The 25,476-nt window shown below is 65.7% G+C and carries 1 protein-coding gene; it reads left to right on the forward strand.

Going from position 1 to position 25,476, the window contains the following annotated elements:
• Positions 1 to 459: 459 nt before the first annotated feature.
• Positions 460 to 24,945, forward strand: coding sequence for a non-ribosomal peptide synthetase (locus LKE06_RS07045; RefSeq protein ID WP_227997809.1), 24,486 nt, complete (start codon positions 460 to 462; stop codon positions 24,943 to 24,945).
• Positions 24,946 to 25,476: the final 531 nt, after the last annotated feature.

The following is a 25,476-nucleotide window of genomic DNA, read 5'->3' on the forward strand; positions in this document are numbered from 1 at the left end:
GGGGATGCCCCTGCGCGTCAGCGCTGTGTTCGATTCACGTAGTGTGTGCCGATTCGCTTCGACAGCAGGTGATTTTGCGGACGTGATCTGCGTCGATGTGACAGTATCGAGCGCGCTCGTCGCGACTGCTTCCCTCGGGCCGAGATCGAAAGATAACTGATCGTCCTGCATCCGGGCGTTCAGTTGCATGTTCAAAAGCGCTGCATTTCAGATCTTGACATGTTGAGAAACATCGGCCAATCGGAGATTGGTAGTCGCCGTAGGGGCCGGTCAGCGCACGGTTTGGATTCCGGGCGCGGACAGAGCGAGCCACAGCTGCACATGATCGGTGCGTTCGAGAGCAGGGGTACGCGCCGCTTCGACCTAGATGAAGTGCAAATAACGGCAAATGCCGGACACGGGCAGAGCGGCGTAGTTCTGCACTGTTTCAGTACCTCCGAGTTGAGTGAGGGGTCAAGGATGAATCTCGAGTCAGCAGGAACTGCCGATGGCGATCTGGGTCTGATTCCGCTCTCCAGGGCGCAGTACGGTATGTGGTTCGCGGACAGCATGCCCGGCGGCCCGCCTGTCAACATCGCGCAGTACGTCGAGATCGAAGGCCCGATAGACGCGGATGTGTTCGCTCAGGCGGTGAACAGCGCCGCGCTGGACACCGAGTCTCTGGTGGTACGGGTGATCGAGTCCGACGGTCGCCCATATCAATTCGTCGACCGCAGCATCATCTACGACGAGCCCGTGCTGGATGTCAGTGATGAGGATGATCCGTTCGCCGCGGCGATGGAATGGATGCGCCGCGACTACAACATCAAGGCTGTCGACATGAGCCGTGACCGGCTCACCGCGACGCGGCTCATCCGACTCGGCGAAGACCGGTATCTCTGGTACGGGCGCGCTCATCATCTCGTGATCGACGGTTACGGCGCGTTCAACGTCATCACCCGAATCGCCGAGCACTACAACGCCATCCTCGAAAACCGGCCGCCCGCACGGTTGGTGGCGGCCAAGTTGCACGACATCGTCGAGGCGGAGCGCGCTTATCGCGCCAGCTCGCGGTTCGAGACCGACAAGGCGTACTGGCTCGACAAGGTTGCCGATCTTCCGGCGCCGTCGAGTCTGTCCGGTCGCACCGCGCGGTGGAGCGAAAACGACCGCGTAGCCGGCCGGCAGCTTCCGTCGCGGTTGTCCGACATGCTCGATCGCTTCGCCGACAACCTGGGAGCCTCGCCCGCGCAGGTGGTGATCGCCGCATTCGCCGCGTTCCTCGCCCGGATGACACGCACCGACAGTGTGGTGTTGTCGATGCCGGTCAGCGGGCGAGTGACAGTGCGGCTGCGCAATGCCGCCGCGATGTTGGCGAACATGGTGCCGATTCGATTCGCCGTCGACGCGACGACCACCGTGGAAGAGTTGGTCGGCGCGTCGGTGTCCGAACTCGTCTCGGCGATGCGGCACCAGCTCTACAGATTCGAGGATCTGCGCCGCGACTCGAACGCGCTGGACGCGGCCGCGAACTCGTTCGGCCCGATCGTCAACATCCTGTTTTTCGACTCCGAGATTCGCCTCGGGTCAGCCGTTGGCCGATACCGCGCGCTGACCTCGGGAGTGCTCGACGACCTGCAGCTCAACTTGTACCGTTCCGGGACCAATGCGCCGCTGCTCATCGAACTGCACGGCAACGCGAACCTGTATGACCAGGATGAAGTCGAATCGCACACCCACCGGTTCGTCGAGTTCCTGCATCGGCTGATTGATTCGCCTCCCGGCACCCCTGTTGTCGACATCCCGCTCGTCGACCCCGCCGAGGAGCTGCGAATCGTCGGGGAACTCGCGGGCCGCGACGGCGAATCGCCCTGCGCGACACTGGTGGATCTGCTGGCGCGACAGGCTGCTGCGACGCCGTCCGCGGTGGCCGTCACGTCGGGCGAGACCACCCTCACGTACCGCGAGCTCGACGAGCTGTCCAACTGGTTCGCGCGCAGGCTTATCGCCCTCGGTGCGGGGCCGGAATCACTGGTGGCCATCGCGATGCCACGGGATGCCGATCTGATCGTCGTTCTGCTGGCCGTGCTGAAGTCGGGCGCCGGGTATCTGCCGTTGGACGTAGCCCACCCGACCGAGCGGCTCGAATACGTACTGCGCGATGCCGATCCGATCGTTGTCGTGACGAACCGGAGCATGCGCGAGCAGGTGCCGGGCGATCCCGGCCGTGTCGTGCTGTTCGACGACGTTCCCCGTGCTGCCCGCGATGATGCCTCGGATCCGATCACCGATGCCGATCGGAGGGGCCCACTGTGCTCCGACCACGTCGCCTATGTCATCTACACGTCCGGATCGACCGGCAGACCGAAGGGCGTGTCGATAAGCCATCGCGCCGTCGCCACCTACTTGGTGAACGCGTGTGCCGAGATCGGAGTCCGTTCCGAGGACGTATGGACGTTCTTCCACTCGATCGCGTTCGACTACTCGGTGTGGGAAATATTCGGCGCACTGGTTACCGGTGGCCGTGTCGTCGTCGTGGACAGCCTCACCACGCGTTCGCCAGACGAAGTCGTGCGACTGGCCGCACGTGAGAAGGTGACCGTCTTCAACCAGACGCCGTCGGCGTTCTTCCAGTTCGCGGCCGAGCAACAGCGGTACGCGACCACAACTTCGCCGCACAGCGAGCTTTCCCTTCGACTGGTCATTCTCTCGGGCGAGGCTCTCCACCCGGCGGCGCTGGCGGACTGGTATGAACACAACCCGAACCTGCCCGTGCTGGTCAACAGCTACGGGATCACCGAAACCACGGTCTTCGTCACCTACCTCGGCCTGACACCGAGCATCGCGGTGCCGGGTGCGCCGAGCACGATCGGCCCGGCGTTGCCGGGTTTGCGGACGTATGTCCTCGACGAGCGGTTGCGTCCGGTTCCGCTGGGAGCGTGGGGCGAGCTCTACGTCTCCGGAGCCCAACTCGCCCGCGGCTATCTCAACCGACCTGCGTTGACCGCGGGCCGCTTCGTCGCCGATCCGTTCGGGAAGTCGGGCGAGCGCCTGTATCGCAGCGGCGACGTCGCACGATGGAATCACAAGGGCGAGTTGGAATACCGCGGCCGAGCCGACCAACAGGTGCAGTTGCGCGGGTTCCGGATCGAGCTGGACGAGATCCGCAACGCGCTGTTGACCCATAGCGCTGTCTCGGCGGCGGTCGTCGTCGTGCATCTGCCCGACACGGAAGCGGCTCGGCTCGTCGGCTACGTCGTGCTCGCCAGCGACGCCATCTGCGAGGCCGACGCCCTTCGTACACACGTCGGTGCGCTCCTGCCGGAATACATGGTCCCGGCGGGCATAGTCGTGTTGGCGGCGTTGCCGTTGACAGTCAACGGCAAAGTGGACCTCCGGGCGTTGCCAGAGCCGGTATTCGATTCGGCCGCGGCCTACGTTGCGCCCCGCACGGTTGTCGAGGAGTCGATCGCAGACGTCTTCGCCGAGGTGCTCGGCACTGAGCGGGTAGGCGTGTTGGACAGCTTCTTCGAACTCGGTGGCAATTCGCTCACCGCGACCAGCGCCGCCGTGCGCGTCGCCGAGGTGACCCGATGCGACGTGTCGGTGCGCGATCTGTTCGGTAAACCGACCGTCGCCGAACTCGCCGCGCATATCGAAGACGGGCACCGCCCCCGCCGACCGGTGCCGCGCGCGGTGCGTCGGACCGAGCCCATCCCGTTGTCGCCGGCGCAGACCAGGATGTGGCTGGTCAATCAGGCCGACCCGACGTCCGCGGCATACAACATTCCGCTGGTGGTGCGGATGACCGGACGTCTCGACGCCGTGGCACTGCGTGCGTCGCTGACCGACGTGATCGAGCGGCACGAGTCGCTGCGCACCTTCTATCCATCCGTGGATGGTGAAGGGACGCAGGTCATTCTGTCGGCAGAGCAGGTTGTTGCCGATCTCGATCTGACCCCGAGGCCAACCGAACCCAGCGACATAGTGAACCGGATTCGCGAGCTGGCGTCGATCGGGACCGACGTGCGCGAATGTCCGCCGATCCGGATCGCGCTGCTTGCGACCGCCGACCGCCGATGCCATGTACTGGTCCTTGTCCTGCACCACATCTGCTGTGACGGTTCGTCGCTTCGGCCACTCGCGGCCGATGTGGCAGACGCCTACGGGGCGAGGTCGGAAGGAAAGATTCCGGACTGGCAACCATTGACGGTGCAGTACGCCGACTACAGCATCTGGCACCGCGGGCTGCTCGGCGACGAGAATGATCCGAACTCGCTGGCCGCGCGCCAGTTGAGTTACTGGGCAGAGCAATTGGCGGGGATGGCGCCGGTGTTGGAGCTTCCCGCCGACCGTCCCCGTCCTGCCCGCCAGTCCATGCGCGGCGACGTTGTCGACACGGTGATCCCGGCTGAGAACTTTGCCAGGATCGAGCGGTTGGCTCGCGCGTCGAACGTCACGACATTCATGGTCGTCCATGCCGCGCTGGCCGTGCTGCTCGCCCGGCTGTCGGGCTCCTCGGACATCACCATCGGCACGCCGGTCGCGGGTCGGGGCGAGCGCGCGCTCGAGCCGCTCATCGGCATGTTCGTCAACACTGTGCCGCTGCGCACCGAGGTGCGTTACGACGAATCGTTCACCGCATTCCTCGGCCGAGTCAAAGACATCGATGTCGATGCCTTCGACCACAGCGACCTGCCGTACGAACGCGTCGTCGAGGAACTCGATCCGGCACGGTCGATGGCGTACGCACCGCTGTGCCAGGTCTATCTCGCCTTCGAGAACATGGACCGTGCGAGTTTGGAACTGCCCGACCTCACCGTCGAGATCCTGGATTCGGGGCCGGAACCGGCAAAGGTGGACATCATCGTCACCGTCGCCGAAAGCTCGGCCGCGGGCGGCGATGTCGCATTGCGGATCAATTACGCGACCGACCTGTTCGACCGGGGGACGATCGAGGAGCTTGCCGCGCGATTGAATCGGATCCTCGATGCGTTCGTGTCGGACCCACAGGTGCGCGTGGGTGGTGTGGAGTTGTTGTCGAAGGTCGAGCAGGTGGAGTTGGTGCCGGCCTCGGGTGGTAGTGCCGAGGTGCCGCGGGTGCTGGCGGAGTTGTTGTCTGCCGGCGTGATGGAGGATCCGGCTGCGGTGGCGGTGGTGTCGGGTGAGCGGGTGGTGTCCTACGCGCAGCTGGATGAGTGGTCGAATCGTGTTGCGCGTGAGTTGATCGGTTGGGGTGTGGGTCCGGGGGAGCAGGTCGCGTTGGTGATGGCGCGGTCGGTGGAGTTCGTGGTGGGGGTGTGGGCGGTGGCGAAGGCGGGCGCCGCGTTTGTGCCGGTCGATCCGCGGAATCCGGTCGAGCGGGTCGCGCATATGGTCGCGGATTCCGCTGTGCGGGTCGCGATTACGGTCGAGGCGTCGCGGGGCTTGCTTCCTGTTGAGGTGTGTTTGTTGGTTCTCGATGATCCGGACACCGAGATGTCGGTTATGTCGCGATCGGCTGCGGTTGTGACGGATGCGGATCGGGTGCGTACTTGTCGTGTCGCCGATACGGCGTATGTGATCTACACCTCGGGGTCGACGGGGACGCCGAAGGGTGTGGCGGTCACGCATCAAGGGTTGGCGAATTTCGCGGCCGAGCAGCGTGAACGTTACCGGGCCGATTCGCGGTCACGGGTGTTGCAGGTAGCCGCACCGGGTTTCGACGCGGTGGCGCTGGAGCTGTTGCTCGCACATGCCAATGGTGCGGTACTGGTGGTCTCGCCACCAGAGGTGTTCGCCGGCGTGGAGTTGGCGAAACTGATTCGGACACATGAGGTGTCGCACGCGTTCGTGACGCCCAGCGTGTTGGCGACGATGTCGCCTGCCGGATTGGATTCGTTGCGGGTGTTGATAGCCGGTGGCGAAGCGGTGTTACCGGAAACCGTGGCGGTGTGGGCGCCGGGCCGAGAGTTGTTCAATGGATACGGACCGACCGAGACCACGATCATGGTCGCGATCAGCGACCCGCTGCATACCGGTGATCCGGTCACAATCGGTGGCCCGATCCGTGGCGTCGAGGCCCTCGTGCTGGATGCCTGGCTGCGCCCGCTGCCGTTCGGAGTGACGGGAGAGTTGTACGTTTCGGGCGTGCAACTGGCCCGCGGATATCTCAACCGGCCTGTCGTCACCGCCGCCACATTCGTGGCCAATCCGTACGGTCCCCCGGGTACCCGCATGTACCGCACCGGTGATCTGGCGCGGTGGACGCCCGAGGCAAACCTCGAATACCTCGGACGCACCGACTTCCAAGTCAAAATCCGCGGTCAACGCATCGAACTCGGCGAAATCGAAGCCGTCCTCGCCGGACACCCCGATGTGGCGGCAGCGGTGACAGTGGGCGTAGCGATGGACGGCGGATCGAGACTGGCCGCCTACGTGACGCCGGCGAACGGCGCCATCGACAATGCGGAGCTGTTGGAATACGCCGCTCAGCGCCTGCCGTCGCACATGGTTCCGGACACGGTGATGGTGCTCGACACGCTGCCGCTGTCGTCGGTGGGCAAGGTCGATCGTGCGGCGTTGCCGAAACCGGTGTTTGCTATCACCACCACCGAGTTCGTCGCGCCGCGCGACGTGGCCGAGCAGGTTGTCGCAGAGGTCTACGCGGGTGTTCTGGGAATCGAGAGAGTCGGCGTCCTCGACAGCTTCTTCGATCTCGGCGGCAACTCGCTGTCGGCTACCCGGGTGGCAGCGCGACTGAGCGGCGCATTCGGCGTCGATGTTCCGCTGCGTGCGATATTCGAGGCGCCGACCACCGCGGCGTTGGCGAAGAGTCTTCGGACCGCCGACGCGGTAGAACGAGAACCGCTTGTGCCGCAAGAGCGCCCGGACCGGATCCCGCTGTCGCCCGCACAAGCCCGGATGTGGTTCCTCAATCAATTCGACACAAGCTCGCCGCTGTACAACGTTCCGCTGATCGTACGTATGTCCGGAAATCTCGACGTGGTCACCATGCACGCGGCGATCGCGGATGTGCTCGACCGACATGAATCACTCCGGACCGTATACCCGGACAGCGACAGCGGACCGCACCAAATGATCGTCTCGGTGGAAGCGGCCTTGCCCAGGCTGGCCCCGGTCGCCGTCGCGGACAGCGACGTCGAGGCCCGCATCGCCGCCGAAGTGGCAGTCGGATTCGACGTCACATCCGAGGTTCCGTTCCGGATCACATTACTGCGCAGCGCACCCGACGACCACACGCTGGTTCTCGTCGTCCATCACATCAGCATCGACGGGTCGTCGCTCGCACCGCTCGCCGCAGACCTGATGACCGCCTACCAGGCCAGCGCTCGGCAGCAGCCGCCGCAATGGGCGCCGTTGCCGGTGCAATACGCGGATTACGCATTGTGGCAACGAAAGTTGCTCGGCACCGAGAACGACCCGCACAGCCCGACTGTCGCTCAGACCGGGTATTGGCTGGCGGCTCTCGCCGACCTGCCCGAGGTGCTCGACTTGCCCACCGACCGTCCGCGGCCGGTGAAGCAGTCTTTCCGCGGCGCGACAGTGTCGGCGACACTGCCTGCCGATATCCATCGTGACGTGGCCGCGCTGGCCCGTCGTCACGATGCGACGGTCTTCATGGTGATGCACGCGGCATTCGTGGTGCTGCTCGCGCGGCTGTCGGGAACCGGTGACATCGCGGTCGGCACGCCGATCGCCGGTCGCGGCGAACCCGGGCTCGACGGCCTGATCGGAATGTTCGTCAACACGCTGGTCCTGAGGTCGCAGATCGAGCCCGACGCCTCCTTCATCCGCGTTCTGGACCAAGTCCGGGCCACCGATCTGGCAGCGTTCGAGAACGCCGACATTCCATTCGAGCGCCTCGTCGAGGTGCTGAATCCGCCGCGTACTACCGCACACGCACCGTTGACGCAGGTGGGATTCTCCTTCCAGAACATCGAGATTCCCACGGTGACGTTCGAGGGCCTGACGGTGTCGGCCCACCTGGCCGACCCGAGCGTGGCCAAATACGACCTGCATCTGAATCTCGTCGACGCGCTGGATACGGGCGGCGAACCGGGCGACATGGCAGTCGAATTCGGTTACGCCACAGATCTGTTCGACGAGGTGACGATCACCTCGATGTTCGACCGTTACCTGCTGCTGCTGCGCGCGGCCGTTGCCGATCCCACCCGCGCCGTCGGTGACATCGAGCTGCTGACCGCACCCGAGGCACACGAGCTGACCGTGCATTCGACGGGGCCGTCGGCGCAGGCATCGAGCTCGACGATCGCGGACTTGTTCGCAGCGCAGGCAGCGGCGACGCCCGAGCACACAGCGGTGCTCGACGCCCAGAACGGCGGTCGGCTCACTTACCGCGAGTTCGCGGCGCGGGTGAATTCGCTGGCCCGAGTGCTGATCGGGCGTGGGGTCGGCCCGGAAAGCATTGTGGCGGTAGCGATGCGGCGCTCCGTCGATCTGGTGACCACGCTGTACGCGATCCATGCGGCGGGCGCGGCCTACCTGCCCCTGGATCCGGATCATCCGGTCGACCGCGTGCGCGCCGTCCTCGATGCCGCGCAGCCGAGTGCGGTCCTCACTCGTCCGGTCGACAAGGCGAGTTTGCCCGACGGCGTGCCGGTGTGGTTGCTCGAGGAGCTCGACGCCGAGCACCCAGATCCGTCGACGGTGACGGACGCCGATCGGAGCCGGCCGCTGCATCCGGACGATCTGGCGTATGTCATCTATACCTCCGGCTCGACGGGTGTGCCGAAGGGCGTGGCGATTCCGCACGCCGCGGTGGTGAATCAACTCCGGTGGATGCGGGATCACTATCGGCTCGGCGGCGACGATGTCATGCTGCTGCGGACGCCGGTCACATTCGACCTGTCGGTCTGGGAGCTGTTCTCCGCGTTGATCTGTGGCGCATCATTGGTTGTCGCGGGTCCCGACGCACACAGTGACCCCGAGGCCGTGGTCCGGCTGATGGCAGAGCATCGGGTGACCACCGTGGATTTCGTACCGTCCTTGCTCTCGGCATTCGTCGAGGTGGCCGCCACTCGCGAACTCCTGGACCTCCGTCGTGTGCTGTGCATCGGCGAGGCGCTCCCGGCTGAAACTGTCCGCAGGTTCCGAGATCTCAGTGATGCGCGCATCGACAACCTGTACGGGCCGACCGAGGCAGCGGTCAGCGTGACCGCCCACCGGATCGACGCGGTCGACGGCGTCGCGGTGCCGATCGGTGTCCCCGAGGCGAATGTGGTTGTCCACGTGTTGGATTCGCGGCTGCACCCTGTTCCCGTCGGGGTGACGGGTGAGCTGTATCTGGGCGGTGTCCAGCTGGCCCGGGGGTACCACGAATGTCCCGGTCCGACGGCGGCGACGTTCATCGCCGACCCCTTCGGCGGTGCGGACGGTTCTCGCCTGTATCGCACCGGCGACCTGGTGCGCTGGGATAGGGACGGAGGCATCCGATATGTCGGCCGCGCCGACTCGCAGGTGAAGGTTCGCGGCCTGCGTATCGAACTCGGCGACATCGAAGCCGCGTTGCTCGCCAACGAGCAGGTGAGCGCGGCCGTCGCGCAGGTCCGCACCGACCGCGGTGAGCAGCGCTTGATCGCCTATGTGGTGGCCGGAGAAGCGCTCGATGCCAAGGAGATTCGGGGCTTTCTGCTGCAACGACTGCCCGCCTACATGGTGCCGTCACCGGTGGTCCGGATCGACTCGATCCCGCTCACTGCGAACGGCAAGGTCGACTACAGAGCGTTGCCTGTGCCGGATCCGAGCGCCTACGAGTCCGAGTACCGGGCGCCGCAGGGGCTCGTCGAGCAGACCATCGCCGGGGTTTTCGGCGAACTTTTCGGCCTGCCCGAGATCGGCGCGGACGACAACTTCTTCGACCTGGGCGGAAACTCGCTTACCGCGACTCGCGCGCTGAGCCGTATCGGCGACGTCGTCGATGTGTCCATACCGGTACGAGTGATCTTCGAGGCGCCCACTGTCGCCGACCTGGCCGAGCGCATCTCGCAGTTGCGTGCGGTGCCGAATCTTCCCGTGCCGACTCGGAAACCGCGGCCGGATCGCCTTCCGCTCTCGCAGGCACAGGCCCGGATGTGGTTCCTCAACCAGTTCGATACCGATTCGGCCGGATACGTTGTGCCGCTTGCGATTCGGCTCGAAGGTGCCCTCGATGTCGATGCGCTGGCAGCGGCAGTCGGTGATGTCTTCGAGCGGCACGAGAGCTTGCGCACCGTGTATCCGGCAGTCGACGGTACGCCCACTCAGGTCGTGCTGGACGCGGCCGATGTCGTCGCGAGGTACGATCTCACGCCGCAGCCGATCGGTGTGCGCGAGCTGTCACGCCGGTTGGCCGAATTCTCGAGCATCGGATTCGATGTGTCGAAGGGTGTGCCGCTGCGCATCGCGCTGTACCAGCAATCGGACACGATCTGGACGGTGGCGTTGGCCGTGCACCACATCAGTTGCGACGGTTATTCGGTGGCGCCGCTGGCCACCGATATCGTCACGGCCTATCAAGCGCGGTCCAGCGGGAACCCGCCGGACTGGGCGCCGCTGACAGTGCAGTTCGCCGACTACGCCATTTGGCAGCGCGAGGTCCTCGGCTCGACGGACGACCCGGACTCGTCGGTGAGCCGCGACATCGGTTACTGGCGAACCCAACTCGCGGGCATGCCCGACCTGATCGAGCTGCCGACCGATCGGCCGCGGCCACTGGTGCAGACACAACGCGGCGCGGTCATCCACGTGACGATCCCGGGTGAGCTGCAGGGCCGCGTCGAGGCGCTGGCGCGGCAAGCCGGGGCGACGACGTTCATGGTTGTGCACACGGCCCTGGCGGTATTGCTGTCGAGATTGTCCGGCAGCGACGACATCACCATCGGCGTGCCACACGCCGGCCGCGGCCACCGATCACTCGACAACCTCGTCGGGATGTTCGTCAACACCTTGGTGATGCGCACCCGGGTCACACCCGATCAGACATTCTTCAGCCTGCTGAATCAGGTGCGGCGCACCGACCTCGAGGCATTCGACCACAGCACCGTCCCGTTCGAGCAGCTGGTGGAGACACTCAATCCCGCGCGGTCCACAGCGCACACACCGCTGTTCCAGGTCATGCTCGCCTTTCAGAACATGATGCAAGCACGCGTCGAACTTCCAGGTCTCGCCGTCGAGAACGTTGACCCGGGCGACAGTGCCGCGATCTACGACCTGCTGCTCATGATGACCGAGGAACACGGCAAGCACAACGAGCCGACCGGCATGACGCTGCGCCTGACGTATGCCACGGACCTGTTCGACGAGGACTCCGTACGGCGTTTCGTCGAACAATTCACGCGCGTCCTCGACGCCGCCACGTCCGACGCCGGCTCGACCATTGACAGGATCGAGCTGCTCGACGCCACAGAGCGGCACCGGCTGCTGGAGCAATGGAACGACACCGGCGGCGCCCTCGCGACGGGCCGGACCCTTGTCGATGCCTTCGACGAACAGGTCGCACGCACCCCGGACGCTCTGGCGATCCGCCTTCCAGCGGGGAACGGTTGGACCTACCGGGATTTCGACGCCCGCGTCAACCGCCTGGCCCGATGGCTCATCGCTCGCGGTGCGGGGCCGGAAACCGTTGTGGCGGTGGCTATCCGACGGTCAGCTGAGCTCGTTACAGCGCTGTACGCGGTGGCCAAGTCGGGCGCCGCGTTCCTTCCGATCGATCCGGATCATCCGGGCGCGCGGATCGCCAGCGTGCTGAATGCGGCGCAGCCGCTGGTGGTGCTCACGACATCCGCGGACGGCGACCAACTGCCGGATGGATTCGAATCCGCGCGCGTCGATCGCGTGGATCTGGCCGGTGTGCCCGATGCCCCGATCACCGACACCGAGCGGCGCGCACCGCTGCGGCCGGACAACGTGGCCTACATCCTGTTCACCTCCGGCTCCACCGGCATGCCCAAGGGGGTGGCCCTGACCCATGCCGCGACCGTGAGCCAGTTGGCGTGGGCACAGCAGCAGTGGCCACACGACGCGTCCGACACGGTGCTGTACAAGACACCGATCACCTTCGACATCGCGGTGTGGGAGTTGTTCTGGCCGCTACAGACCGGTGCGAACATCGTCGTCGCTGAACCCGATGGGCACCGCGACACGGTGTACATGGCAGGCGCCATCGCACGTCATCAGGTCACCACGGTCCACTGCGTCCCGTCGATGCTCGATGTTCTCCTCGAATCCACGGGCGCCGCACAGCTGCCGTCGATCCGGCGGGTATTTGTCGCGGGTGAGGCGCTGGCGCAGGGCACTGTCGACGCTGCGGCGCGCGTGTTCGTGAATGCGGATCTGGTGAACTGGTACGGACCGGCGGAGGCCGAGGTCGTCACGGCTGCGCGGTGCCTGCCAGGCGTGACAACCCATGCGACGGTCCCGATCGGTACGCCGGCCTCTGGCATGGAGGTCTACGTGCTGGACTCGCGGTTGCGACCGGTGCCGATCGGTGTCGTCGGCGAACTGTACGTATCGGGCGTCCAGCTGGCGCGCGGATATCACGCGCGCGCCGACCTCACGTGCGGCCGTTTCGTCGCGCACCCTTTCGGTGCGGCGGGTCAGCGACTGTATCGCACCGGCGACCTGGTTCGATGGACGAATACCGGGGAGCTGGAGTTCTTGGGCCGCAGTGACTTCCAGGTGAAGGTGCGCGGTCAGCGGGTGGAACTGGGGGACATCCGAGCGGCGCTGCTTGCGCTTGCGCAAGTCGCGCGGGCTGTGGCCGTCGTGACGGCGGGACGAGTCGTCGGATACGTGACGCTTGTGCCGGGTGCGGTGACCGACGGCCGTGCGATTCGCGATCAGCTCACTCGCTCGCTGCCGTCGTACCTGGTTCCGGCCGGTGTCCAGGTGCTCGATTCGATGCCGCTCACCGCGAACGGCAAGCTCGACCGAGCCGCGTTGCCGCAGCCGGTGTTCGACGACGGCGAGGAATTTATCTCGCCTCGAACCGATCGCGAGGCGGCGCTTGCGAGAATTGTCGCCGACCTCACGAGCGCCGACCAGGTGAGCGTGATGGCGAACGTGTTCGAGATCGGTGTCAACTCGCTCTCGGCTGCGCAGATCGCGGCGCGGGCCGAGGCAGCCTTCGGTGTCGAGGTCGGCATCCGTGACATTTTCGACGAACCGACGATTGCCGGATTGGCCGAACGGATCGCGACGCGTACCCGTTCTACGGTGATTCCGCTCGTGCCGCGACCACGCCCCGCAGCCGTCCCGTTGGCGGCGGCTCAACGACGCATATGGTTTCTCAACCAGTTCGACACGGCCTCGGCGGCATACAACATCTGTTTCGCGGCCCGGTTGACCGGCCCATTGGATGTCGACGCGTTGCGAGCGGCGTTCCTCGACGTGTTGACCCGGCATGAGCCGTTGCGGACGGTGTATCCCGCGCTCGACGGTGAACCGTGTCAGGTCGTGCAGGATGTCGCGTCGATAGCCGCGGAGATGGTGTTGGATCCGGAGCCGGTCGTCGACGAGACAGAGCTGGCCGACCGGATCCAGCGGGCCGTCGGGACGGGTTTCGATATCGCGGAATCGGCGCCCGTCCGGGCATTGCTGGCAAATATCGGCACCGACGATCATGTGATGGTGCTCGTGTTCCATCACATTGCGGCCGACGGCTCGTCGATGGCGCCGCTCGCCCGCGATGTGTTCGCTGCCTACCGAGCGCGGGTGGATGGTCGAGCGCCGCAGTGGGAACCGCTGGAAGTCCAGTATGCCGACTACGCGATATGGCAGCAGGAGATGCTCGGCTCCGAGGACGATCCGGCGTCGGTGATCGCGCGGCAGATCGCGTACTGGAGCGAGGTCCTCGGCGATGCCCCGGAACTGCTCGACCTGCCAACTGATCGGTCTCGGCCCGCCACGATGTCGATGAACGGTGGCAACGTTCGCTTCGGCATGTCGACGCGGCTGCACGACGACATCGTGCGGCTGGCACACCGTGAGGGCGTCACCGTGTTCGTCGTGCTGCACGCGGCGTTGGCGATCCTGCTGGCTCGCACCGCGCACAGCGAGGACATCTCGATCGGAACCCCAGTCGCCGGTCGCGGCAGGCGGGCCCTGGACGATCTGGTCGGCATGTTCGTCAACACCGTGGTGTTGCGCACCCGGGTTCGCGACGACCGGTCGTTCCGGGACCTGTTGGAGGAGGTACGCGGCGTCGACCTGGAGGCGCTCGCACACGCGGATCTGCCCTATGAACGGCTGGTCGATGTCCTCGCTCGTCCTCGCTCGACGGCGTATACGCCGCTGTACCAGGTGATGTTCGGGTTGCAGAACACGCGCGCGGCGCGATTCGAGCTGCCCGGTATCGGTGTCGAACTCCTCGACCCCGGCATCGCGCAGGCCCAGACCGACCTCACAGTGCTGCTGACCGAACGCCTCGATGGCGATCGGCCTGCCGGTATCGACGGCGAGATCATCTACGCCACAGACCTGTTCGTCGAATCGACCGCCGAAGCGCTCGCCGAGAGGTTTATTCAGGTCCTCGAAGCAGTCACCTCCGATCCGACCCGGCCGGTAGGCGACATCGGGCTGCTGAGCGCTGAGGAGACAGAACACCTGCTCCCGGCACGGGGCGGCGACACCACACCCCCGTGCCTGCTGCCCGTTCTGCTGGCGTCGGCCGTGGCAGCAGACCCATCTGCGATTGCCCTGATCGGTGACAGCGAGTCCCTCACCTACGGGGAGCTCGACCGTCGGTCCAACCAGCTCGCCGGTCACCTGCTCGTCCAGGGTGTCGGACCGGGAGTGTTCATCGCTCTCGCCGTGCCACGGTCGGTCGACTATCACATCGCGATGTGGGCGATAGCGAAGACCGGCGCCACATTCGTCCCGGTGGATTTGCGGTATCCCATGGAGCGGATCGCGCACATGGTGAATGATTCCGGTGTCGAAGTCGGGATCACGCTCACGGCCGCTCGCACGTCGTTGCCGGGCGGTGTCCGATGGCTGGTGCTCGACGATCCGCGTTCGGCCGCCGAAATCGCCTCGCACCCCGGCCACGCGATCACGGACGCGGATCGCCCACGCGCCTTGCAGATTCAGGATGCGGCGTATGTGGTCTATACGTCCGGGTCGACGGGAACGCCGAAGGGGGTTGCCGTCACGCATGAGGGGTTGGCGGGCTTCGCGGCCGAGCAGCGTGATCGTTATCGGGTGGATAGCACGTCGCGGGTGCTGCAAGTGGCGGCGCCCGCCTTCGATGCGGTCCTGCTCGAGGCATTGATGGCGCACGCGGCTTGCGCGTCGTTGGTCGTGTCGCCACCGGAGGTGTTCGGCGGCCCGGATCTGGCCGCGTTGATCAGGGCGCATCAGGTGTCCCACGCGTTCCTGACACCGAGTGTGTTGGCGACGATGTCGCCTGCCGGTCTCGATTCGGTGCGGATGCTGGCGGTCGGCGGTGAGATGGTGGCTACGGATGTGGTTGCTGCCTGGGCGCCGGGCCGGCGGTTGCACAACATCTACGGTCCGACAGAGACGACGATCGTGGTCACGATAAGTGACCCGGTGCAGCCCACCGACGTGATCACGATCGGCGGTCCGATCCGTGGTGCGCAGGCCGTGGTCCTGGACGCGCGGTTGCGGCCGGTGCCGGCCGGAGTAGCGGGAGAGCTGTACCTTTCGGGTGCTCAGCTGGCACGCGGGTACCTGAATCGACCTGCGGCGACGGCGGGCGCGTTCGTGGCGAATCCATACGGTGAACCGGGTTCGCGGATGTATCGCACCGGCGATATCGTCCGCTGGACCGCGCAGGGCGCACTGGAATACATCGGCCGCATCGATTTCCAGGTCAAGATTCGTGGCCAGCGCATCGAACTCGGCGAGATCGACGCCGCGCTGCTCGCGCATCCCAGGGTGGCCTCCGCTGTGACCGTGAGTCGTAGCAGACCCGGCGGGCAACCTACGCTCGCCGCGTACATCGTGCCGGAGCTCGGAACGGTCGTCGAACCGAGCACCGTGCTCGATCATGTCGCTGCCGTATTGCCCGCGCACATGATGCCGTCGACGCTGACGGTGCTCGATCACATGCCGCTCGCCTCGACCGGCAAGGTGGATCGGAAAGCGCTGCCGGAGCCCGTCTTCGAAACCGTCGGAGATGATGCCGTCGCGGCATCGACCGACCTGGAACGCACCATCGCCGCGGTCTTCGCGGACGTACTCGGGATAACGTCGGTCGGCGCGACAACCTCGTTCTTCGCGCTCGGCGGTGATTCCATCATGTCGATCCAGTTGGCATCCCGACTGAAATCCGCGGGTGTCGTCGTGACAGCTCGGGATATTTTCGAGCGCAGGACCGTTCGCGGGTTGGCACTGGTGGCCGCGGCTTCCGAACGGGTGTCGCTCGAGGAGCTGCCCGGGGGCGGTGTGGGCGAAATCCCGTTGACGCCGATTGTGTCCTGGTTCGCCGACCGAATCGGGGTCGCTGATCGATTCGCCCAGTCGATGCTGGTGCGGTTGCCGCGTGACGCGCGAGTCGACGACGTGACCTCGACTGTGCGGGCGGTGCTCGACCGGCACGACATGTTGCGCTCGAGGCTGCGCGAACGACGGCTGGAGGTGCTGCCCGAAAGCGCGGCCGATGCCGCGGGTTCGGTGCTGACCCGCACATTCCGTGCGGACGAGGCTCCGGGCAGCGACGGTTTCACCGCCGTGGTGGAAGCGGCATTGGCCGAGGCATCCGACGGTCTGGATCCGGCCGAGGGCCGGATGCTGCAAGTCGTGTGCCTGCTTCCCGAACCGGGCGTCGATGCCGATGCCCGTGCCCTCATCGTGATCCATCACCTGGCTGTCGACGGGGTGTCGTGGCGGATCCTGGTTCCCGATTTCGTGGCTGCCTGGCAGCAGATCACGCAGGGGCAACTGGTGGAGTTGCCCGCACAGGGCACGTCCATGCGTCGGTGGGCGCACGCGTTGGCCGCCGCTGCCACGGATCGCGCTGGTGAGTTCGAGCTGTGGCATCGGATGAGTGCGGCTGCCGATCCGCTGCTCGGCCGTGCGGCATTGGATCCCGCCCTCGACATCCAGTCGACTGTGCGGCAGCTGGCGGTGTCCATCCCGGCGGAGGTCACCTCGGTGTTACTCGACGCGGTGCCCGAAGCCGTTCGCGGCGGTGTCGACGATGCGTTGCTGGCCGGTCTGGCCGTGGCGGTGGCACGCTGGCGCAGGCGGCGCGGCCTCGCTCACGAGGGCATGAAAGTCCTGCTGGAGGGCCATGGGCGTGAGGAGCAGATTGCCGCGGGAGCAGACGTCTCACGCACCGTGGGTTGGTTCACCAACGCGTATCCGGTTGCGCTCGACCTGAGCGGGATCGAGGACGCGGACCCGCGCGCGGTGGTGAAGTCTGTGAAAGACCAGCTGCGCGACATCCCGGACAAGGGAATCGGTTACGGCCTGCTGCGCTATCTGAACACCGACACGGCCGAGCGGCTCGCAGCGTCGCCGCCGCCGCAGATCAGTTTCAATAATCTCGGCCGCGTCGGCGTCGATCTCACGACATTGTCGGACGTCGCGTGGATTCCGACCGACGAGGAGTTCGATAGACGGGCCGCATTCGATCCGGACATGCCTGCGGCAGCGGCTATCACGATCGATGTGAATATCGTGGACGCCGAGGCCGGACCTCAGCTGTCGGCGCACGTCGGCTACGCCTCGCGCTTGCTCGACCACGATGACGTGGCCGAACTCGTCGACGAATGGATCGACGCCGTGACCGGGATCGCGATGGCGGCCCGCGCGAACAATGACTGGGGACTGTCCCGAGCAGACGTTCCGCTCGTCGACCTCACGCAGCCCGACCTGGACGCGTTCGCCGACCGGTACGGACCGCTGACCGACGTATGGTCGCTGGCGCCGCTCCAGGAGGGGCTGCTGTTCCACGCCGAACTCGCCGCGGGCGAACTCGACGTCTACACAGCGCAATCGGTAGTCGCCCTTGCCGGCGTTGTCGACGAGAACCGGCTCGAGCGTTCCGCGAACGCCTTGCTCGAGCGGTATCCCAACCTGCGGGCCGCATTCACCCGAACGACCGACGGCGTTCCCGCGCAGGTTGTTCCCGCCGACACCGCCGTGTACTGGCGCAGAATCGATCTGACCGACAGCACAATGGAACTGGATGAGCTGATCGCAGCCGAGCGGGCTGTCACCTTCGATCCCGCGGATCCGCCGCTGCTGCGGTTCCTGATCGTTGCCGTAGCGCCGCAAGACTTCCGGCTGGTGCTGACGGCGCACCACCTCCTGCTGGACGGCTGGTCGTTGCCGCTGCTGTGGCGTGAGCTGATCGGCTTGTACGCGGTGGGCGCACAGCCGGTCCTGTTGCCCCCCGTGGCCTTGTACCGCGACTATCTGGAATGGCTGGACCGGCGCGACCGCTCTACCAGCGTCGAGGTGTGGCGGGACGTGCTGCGGAATATTTCCGAGCCCACGCTGGTCGCCGATCCCCACGCGGCGGCGACGACGGATATCCCGGTCGATCTGCCGATCGTTCTCGATCGCGCCACGACGGCCAGGTTGGTGGAATTTGCCCGGGAACGAGGGGTGACGATGGCGACGATCATGCAGTTCGCCTGGGCGTTGGTACTGGGGAACCTGCTCGGCGTCGAACGTGTGGCCTTCGGTAGCACCGTCTCCGGCCGCCCTGCCGAACTGGCGGGCGTCGAGTCGATGATCGGCCTGTTCATCAACACGATTCCGGTCGCCGTCGATGTCCGCCGGGACCTGACCATCGAGGACGCGCTGAATCGACTGCAGGCGGACAATACTCGTCTGCTCGACCATCATTACGTCGAACTGTCGCAGATCATGTCGGCCGCTGGCGCTGCCCAGTTGTTCGATACGTTGGTCGTCTTCGAGTCGTATCCGGTCGACAGCAGCGGCCTGGGTGATGCCGACATCGACGGTATGCGGGTGGTCTCGGCAGAAGGCCGTGACGCCGCGCACTACCCGATCACCGTTCAGGCACACCACACCGACAAGTTGCACGTCAGAATCCGCTACCAGCGGGCCCGTATCGACGACGAGACGGCGGCGGGTCTCGCCGCCCGCCTCGAAACTGTGCTGTGCGCGGTCATGACCGATCCGCACGCGCGGCTCGGCGCGGTTGAGCTGTTGTCCGCGCACGAGCGGTGCGAGTTGGTGCCTGCTTCGGGTGGCAGCGCCGAGGCGCCGCGCCTGCTGTCGCAGTTGCTGTCCGCAGGCGTGGTCGTGAATCCTGATGCGGCGGCGTTGGTTTCTGGTGAGCGCACGGTGTCCTACGCCGAGTTGGATGCCTGGTCGAATCAGGTGGCGCGTGAGTTGATCGGTTGGGGTGTAAGCCCGGGTGATCAGGTCGCGTTGGCAATGGCGCGGTCGGTGGAGTTCGTGGTCGGCCTGTGGGCGGTGACCAAGGTGGGCGCGGCGTTCGTGCCGCTCGATACTCGGAATCCGGCCGAACGCGTCGCGCACATGGTGGCTGAATCCGATGTACAGGTCGCGGTCACCGTCACGGCATCGCGGGATCTGCTTCCCGACATGATGCGACTGCTGGTCCTCGATGAACCGGATACCGCGGAGTCGATCGCATCACGATCGTCGGCCGCCGTGGCCGACGCGGATCGCGCGCGCACGCCGCATATCCGTGACACGGCGTACGTGCTCTACACCTCCGGCTCGACCGGGGCACCGAAGGGTGTCGAGGTCACCCACGAGGGGATGGCGAATTTCGCGGCGGTGCAACGTATCCATTTCGGCGTGGACAGCGGGTCGCGAGTGCTGCACGCTGCCGCTCCGGGTTTCGATGTGATGGTGCTCGAGGTGCTGCTTGCTCACACGAACGGCGCCGCGCTGATAGTGTCGCCGCCGACCGTGTTCGCCGGTGAAGAGTTGGCGGAATTTATTGGGGCACAGTGTATCTCGCACGCGTTCATCACGCCGAGCGTGCTCGCCACGATGTCGCCGGTCGGCTTGGACTCGCTGCGCGTGCTGATGGCCGGTGGGGAGACGGTGACGCCCGAAACGGTCGCGACGTGGGCGCCGGGCCGGACCCTGCTGAATGGGTACGGTCCAACGGAATCCACGATCTTGGCCGGAATCAGCGATCCGCTGTATCTCGGTGGTGCGGTGACGATCGGCGGTCCGATCCGTGGTGTCGAGGCTGTCGTCTTGGATGCGTGGATGCGGCCCGTGCCGGTCGGAGTGGTGGGGGAGTTGTACCTCGCAGGCGTGCAACTGGCGCGAGGATATGTGAACCGGGCGGCGGCCACAGCGGGCGCGTTCGTGGCGAGTCCGTTCGGTAGGGCGGGTTCGCGCATGTACCGCACCGGCGACCTGGCCCGCTGGACACCCGAGCACTCCCTGGAATACATCGGACGCCGCGATTTCCAGGTCAAGATCCGAGGACAACGTATCGAACTCGGTGAGATCGAAACCGTCCTTGCCGGGCATCCCGGGATTGAACACGCGGTTGTCGTGCTGCGAAAGGACGAGCGTGACATCGACAGGTTGGTCGGCTACCTCGTTACCAACGAGGAGGTGGATCCGAACGATGTCCGGGCCGGAGCCCGGTTGCAACTGCCCGCGCACATGGTGCCCGATGCGATTACGATGCTCTCCGAACTGCCGCTCACCACGACCGGCAAGCTCGATCGCCGGGCGCTGCCGACGCCAGAATTCGGCAGTGGCCGGGAATGGGTCGCTCCAAGCACCGACGCCGAGCGGTGTATCGCGGAAGTGTTCGGCAACGTCTTGGGCGTCGACAGGGTAGGGGCCGCGGGTAGCTTCTTCGACCTCGGCGGCGATTCGCTGTCGGCGACACGGGTCACTGCGCAACTGAGTTCGGCACTCGGAGTTCGCATCGGCGTTCGAGACCTGTTCGAGGCACCCATGGTCGCCGAACTTGCCGCCCGCCTGGCTACTTTCGACCGGAATTCCCGGATACCGTTGACACCGCAGTCCCGGCTCGGGCTCGTACCGCTGTCACCGGCGCAGCAGCGGATGTGGTTCCTCAATCAGTTCGACACCACGATCGGTGCTTACAACATCCCGCTGGTGATCCGGCTGCGGGGAGAACTCGACATCGATGCGCTGCGGCACGCGTGTGAACTGGTCATCGACCGGCACGAGTCGCTGCGGACCAAGTTCCCGATGGCCAACCAACAGCCGTATCAGGTTGCGGTCGCTGTCGACGAGGTCGCACCCGCACTGACTCCGGTCAGGGTCGACGAAAAGCATTTGCTGCAACGAGCGATCGCCGTAGTCTCGACAGGTTTCGATGTGAGACAGGCACCCCCGGTGCGTATCGAATTGTTCGCTGTCGATGACCGGGACCACGTCCTGGTCGTCTGCGTGCACCACATCTGCGCCGACGGCCAGTCGATGATGCCGCTCGCGCGGGATGTGGCACTGGCGTACGAGGCGAGTAGGCAAGGGACAGAACCGATGTGGCCGGTCTTACCGGTCCAGTACGCGGACTACGCGCTGTGGCAACGGGAGGTGCTCGGCTCGGCGGACGACCCGGACTCGGTCGTATCCCGGCAGTTGCGATTCTGGAAAGACACCCTCAACGGGCTGCCTGAGCTGCTCGAGTTGCCGACCGACCTGCCCCGGCCACTGGTAGCGTCCATGCGCGGCCGCGCCGTCGATTTCGAGCTTCCCGCGCAACTGCACGCCCGGATTGTTGCCGTCGCGCGCGCCGCGAACGCGACAGTCTTCATGGTCCTGCACGCCGCGTTGACCGTCCTGCTGTCCAAGTTGGCCGGCGTCGACGACATCGCGGTCGGCACCCCAGTGGCCGGCCGCGGCGAACGTGAGCTCGATGATCTGATCGGCATGTTCGTCAATACGCTCGTGTTGCGGTCACGGGTGCGGACCCGACAGCCATTCGCCGAATTGCTCGCCGCGACTCGTGACGCGGACCTGGCGGCGTTCGCGCATGCGGATGTTCCCTTCGAGCAAGTCGTGGAAGCGATGAATCCGCCCCGGTCGACCGCGCATCTTCCGCTGTACCAGGTGACGCTCGACGTCCAGAACCTGAGCAAGGCCGCGTTGGAGCTGCCGGGGCTGCGCATCGAGCCGATGGAGAACGGCTTCGAGCAGGCGCAGGCGGACTTGAGCATGAAGCTGGTCGAGCAGTTCGGTGATCGAGGCCGTCCGGATGGCATGGCGGGGCGGCTCACCTTCGCCAGCGACATCTTCGTCGAAGAGACGATGGGTCGGTTCGCGCATGCGTACGTGCGGATTCTGGAGGAGGTGACCGCGAATCCGGGAACCGTTGTCGGCGATATCGACATTCTGGATCCTGTGCAGCGGCGCGCGTTGCTGGACGCGGCCGGGGACGACGGCGTCACGGTCGCGGATGTGACGCTCGCGGAGCTGTTCGCCGCCAGGGCGCTCGCACAGCCGGATGCGGTCGCGGTGACCGATGGTGCCTCGCAGCTGACCTACGCGGAGCTGGATCGGCGCTCCGCCCTGGTGGCCGCTCGGCTGACCGAGCACAGTGTGGGGCCGGAATCGCTGGTGGCAGTGGCGTTGTCACGGTCGATCGAACTGATTGTCGGCCTGCTCGGAGTGATCCGAGCGGGCGCGGGGTATCTGCCGCTGGATGTGGCGTATCCGCCGCAGCGATTGCGGTTCATGCTCGACGACGCAGCTCCGGCAGCCGTGTTGACGTCGGCCGACCTGGTGTCGGCGGTACCGGAGTACGCGGCGCCGGTGGTGCTCGTCGAGGATTGTGTGGACGCCGGCGCGGGCAGTTCCGGTCCGGTGGTGTCGGGCGTGCGGCCGGACAACGTCGCCTACGTGATCTATACCTCGGGCTCGACGGGACGCCCCAAGGGGGTGACCGTCAGCCATCGGGAAGTGGTCACACTGTTCACCAACGCGGCCGAACGATTCGACGTCGGTCCCGACGACGTGTGGACGATGTTCCATTCGTACGCCTTCGATTTCACGGTGTGGGAGATCTGGGGCGCATTGCTGTCCGGTGGCAGGCTGGTCGTTGTCGACTACGACACCTCGAGGTCGCCGGAGGCGTTCGTGGACATCGTGGCGCGGGAGAGCGTGACGGTGTTGAGCCAGACCCCGTCGGCGTTCTACGGGTTCGCCGATGCGGAGCGCGCGTACCGGGAATCCGGTTGTTGCGCAGGTGATCTCGCTTTGCGATATGTCGTTTTCGGCGGCGAGGCATTGGACGCGTCGCGGTTGACCGGCTGGTTTGACGCGCACCGGCCGGGATCGCCGCGATTGGTCAACATGTACGGGATCACCGAGACGACTGTGCATGTGACGTTCTCCGAGATCGATCAGGCGGGCGTGACCCAGATCGGATCGCCGCTACCGGGGTTGCGGGTGTATGTGCTCGACGACCGGCTGCACCCGGTGCCGATCGGCGTCGCCGGGGAGATCTATGTGGCCGGTGGGCAACTCGCGCGTGGCTACCTGGGAGCTCCGGCGTTGACGGCGGGCCGATTCGTGGCGAACCCGTTCGATCCGGATGGCGCCCGGTTGTATCGGTCAGGAGATGTTGGCCGGTGGCGGAAATCCGCGAGCGGGCTGGAGTTGGTGTACGTCGGCCGTGCCGACGCGCAGGTGCAGTTGCGCGGTTTCCGGATCGAGATGGGTGAGGTCGAGTCGGCGCTGCTGCGGCATCCGTGCGTGATAAGGGCCGCCGCGGCGGTGCACCGCCACGAGCGGGGCGTCGATCAGTTGATCGGTTACGTCGTGGGTATCGATGGGCAGCAGATCGATCCGGATGAGGTGCGAGAGGCCGCTGCTCAGGTGCTGACGAGCTACATGGTGCCCTCGGCGGTGATGGTATTGCCCGAACTGCCGTTGACGGTCACCGGCAAGCTCGATCGAAAGGCACTGCCTGCTCCCGATTTCGACGTATCAGCACATGAGTTCGTCGCGCCGCGGACCCATACGGAGAAGCTGATCAGCGACGTTTACGCGCAGGTCCTGGGAGTCCAGCGGGTCGGGGTGTCGGATGGGTTCTTCGATCTGGGCGGCAATTCGCTGCTGGCCACAATGGTGGTGACCGAACTGCGTGCCCGCGGTGTGACGATCGCATTGCCATGGATGTTCGACGATGCGACACCGAAGGCGCTGGCGCGCAGGGCAGATGAGGCCGAGGGCGTCTCCGGGCTGCAAGTGTTGCTTCCGTTGCGTGCGAACGGAACGAAGCCTGCGGTATTCGGTGTGCACCCCGCAGGCGGGTTGGCGTGGTTCTACGGCGGCGTGGCCGAACATCTGCACACGGATCGGCCGATCTATGGCTTGCAGGATCCTCACGTTGTGGCGGGCGAACTTCGTGCGGAATCCGTGGACGAACTGGCCGAACGCTATGTGGCCGAGATTCGCCGAGTACAGCCGGCCGGACCGTATCACCTGCTCGGATGGTCGTTGGGCGGTGCAATCGCGCATGCCATGGCGATACTGCTCCAGCGCGATGGTGAGCAGGTCGGCATGCTGGCCATGATGGACAGCGCTGCTGGCTCATCGGAGTTGCGGGTCGCCTCGACGATCACCACTGCGGACGAGGCCGCGCCGGGACAACTGATGGCAGACCTGCTCGGCGGCTGGCGGGAGCTGTTCGACCTCGGCGACGAGGTGGAAGTGGACACCCACGAGCAAGCGTGGGCCGTCATCCGTGACCAGCTGACCGGAACCGGAATGTTCACCGCCGAACAGACCGATCGGATGATGGAGAGCTTCGAGACCGCGAGCGGCATCGCCGACGCTTACCGGCCGGGAGTTTTCGACGGAGACCTGGTCTTCTTCACCGCAGGAAAAGACCGCGTCGACCACGACGCTGTCGCACAGACGTGGCAACCCCACATCACAGGCGACATTCACAATACGGTCATCGACGCACGTCACCTCGAGTTGACCCACCCGTACGCACTGGCCATGATCGGCCCGATTCTCGAAAGGTTCATGAACGAATGCTGATGACGCGGCCGGGCGGCCGAAGAATGCGCCCGGCCGCTGTCGGTGCACTGAACTGGGTTCGACCGACCGCACCGTTGTTCGGACGCTCGCACGCGAGCCGACGAACAGCGGTGCGTAGTGCCTCCTCTGCCGGTACCCATGCGGGTGCGATCACGCAGGGCCCGCACCTACGTTGTGCGGCAACATTGACACGACGGTCCTGGAGTTCGGTTCTTGTGGTGCCACCATCGCCAGTAGTGGACTGGCGGATGCCGTTGACCTGCGATGTTGACGGCGTCGCCAGCAAACCGCTACTTTGTGTCGTGAAATGACACGAGATGTCGTGAAGCGGCGATCGACCAGCAAAACGAGGTCGCTGACCAGCGGTTTCGAGTGACGTGGGTATGGGGTTCAAGTCCTCCTAGGCCCACTCCAGAGCTATCCCGAGCATCACAGTAGGGTGGGAACCATGAAGATTCTTCTCACGGTCGGTGTCGTGGTCGCGGTTCTCATCGGAGTTACCAAGCTGCGCAAGCGCGACGACGCGGACGT

Source organism: Nocardia australiensis, assembly GCF_020733705.1.
Lineage (GTDB): Bacteria > Actinomycetota > Actinomycetes > Mycobacteriales > Mycobacteriaceae > Nocardia > Nocardia australiensis.